Here is a 1,981-nt window from a genome sequence, read left to right on the forward strand (position 1 = left end):
AGCGCATCCAGCCCCGCCTCCAGCGCACGCACCAGCTTGAGGGCGTGTTGCTCGGCCAAGGCATCGGGCAGCTCCACCATGCGTTCCCACACGGGCAGCAACCAGGCACGTACCTGCGTGGCATCGCCACCCAGTGCGGCCAACCGCTGGGCGGCGTGGATGGCCAGCTCGGGCATGTTGCGCTCGCTGGTCTCCAGCGACAGCCAGATCTGCTGCAACTGAGCGACATCGTGCGCGCTGTTGATGAGTTCGGTGGCCAGGCCGCGCACGATGCTCTGTGCGGCATTGGGTGAGAACGCACGGTGCTTGCCCAGCAGGCGTGCGGTGTCCAGCGCCTCTTGCGTCTGGCGCGCCAGACGGGTGGCCTTGAGCTTGATGCGCAGCGCCAGGGTGCGCCGCGCGGCTCCCTGGGGCAGGGCTGCCAGGCGGTCGAGCGCCGCGTTGGCATCGCGGTCGTCCAGCGACCAGCGGGCGGCGCGCATCTGGGCGCCTTCGTGCATTTCCTGCTCGTTGATGGAGCCGCGCATGGGGGCTTCTTGCAGTGCGTCCTGCAAGTGGCTTTCGCGCGTGGCGCGGTCTTGCAGTGCGTGAGACGCTTCTGCCGCAATCATGTGGGCCAGGGCGCGCAGCTGCTTGCCGTGGGGCACGGCCTCGCCGCTGGCCTCCAGCGCGTGTTCTTGCGACAGCGCGGCCACAGCGGCCTTGCGCGAGCGGATGAACCGGCCTCCCAGCATGTGGGTCAAGGCGTCGAGCAGTGCGCCGTGCATGGCACGCTCTTTTTGCTGCACGCGCCAGCGGCGTGCCTGGTGCGGCAGCGCCAGCAGCGCCGCCAGGGCCCGCAGCGCCGCATAAACGGTGACAAAACCGCCCACCAGCAGCAACACCACCATGTTGAGCGACAGGTCGATGCGGTAAGGCGGCCAGTACAGGGTGACGGTGCCCTGGTTGTTGCCCGCAAACAGCGCGGCCGCCACCGCCACGCCAAACAACGCCAAAAGCCAAAGTGCAGCACGCATATCGTCAACGCCCCGCAGCGGCGGTGGCCAGGGCCGACAGCGTTTCGTCCAGGCGCGGCAGCTCGGCCGCCTTCATGCTGGCCTGGGCCTGCTGCAGCGTGGAGGCCACGTTCTGGGTGCGGCGCGATGCGGGGTCGAAATACTTGTTGAGCGCTGCGGTGGCTGCGGTCAGGTCGGCACGGGCCGACTCGAACTGGCGTGCCAGGATGCCCAGGCGTGCATTGAGCAGCTTGAACTTGAGGTTCTCGCGCAAAAAGAAGGTCTGCTCAGGGGCCAGCAAGATGGCTTCGGGCTGGTCGATGCGGCTCACGCGCACCAGGCTGCGGGCCTCGTCGCGCACCACCTCCCAGCTGCGCTGCAGGGCCGCTTGCCACCAAGCCAGGCCCTCGGTGGGGGCGGGGGCACTGCCAGGGGCTGCGGAGCCAGCGGACAGGCGCTTGGTTGAGGCGGCCTGGGCCACGGCGTTGAGCACGGGCAGGTCGTCCACCTGGCGCACCAGGTCGTCCAGGCGGGCCAGCAGGCCGGCGGTGTCGGTCACGGTGGCGCGGGTCAGGCGGTCCAGGTCGCGGCCGATGGCGCGCTGCACGGGGGCCAGGCGGGGCTGGGCAGAGCGCTCGATGCGCTGGTTGGCGCTTTTGAGCGCTGCCACCAGCGGCTCCAGGCTGCCGGTGAGCTGGGCCTGTTGCTGCGCCAGGCGGATGGCCGACTCAATGTCCACCACCAGGTTTTCATCGCGCGAACGCGACAGGCTTTGCATGAGTTCTTCGAGCTGGCTGCGCTGCAGGGCGACCTCGCTCACGCGGGCCTCCGCCACCGACAGGCGTGCCGCCGTGTCGCGCACCAGCTCTTCGGCCTGGCGGGCCATGGTGCGGGCCTCGATGGCCAGGGCGCCCGAATCGGCCGATTGCCGGGCCAGTTGTTCCTGAATGGCGCTGAGCTTTTGCCACAGCAGGCCGCTGCTGACC

2 protein-coding genes are annotated in these 1,981 nt (G+C 69.6%); both read right to left on the minus strand.

Annotation, left to right across the window (positions count from 1 at the left end; all coding sequences use genetic code 11):
• Window positions 1-1,016 (minus strand): heme biosynthesis HemY N-terminal domain-containing protein (locus DBR23_RS26225; RefSeq protein WP_108500055.1); only part of this gene is annotated, 1,016 nt, incomplete at its 3' end.
• 4 nt (window positions 1,017-1,020) lie between these two features.
• Window positions 1,021-1,981, minus strand: a 961-nt coding sequence (locus DBR23_RS26230; protein ID WP_108500054.1) for a uroporphyrinogen-III C-methyltransferase, incomplete at its 5' end; no start/stop codon positions are given.

Origin of the sequence: Acidovorax sp. HMWF018 (genome assembly GCF_003061035.1) — a bacterium.
Classification (GTDB): domain Bacteria; phylum Pseudomonadota; class Gammaproteobacteria; order Burkholderiales; family Burkholderiaceae_C; genus Acidovorax; species Acidovorax delafieldii.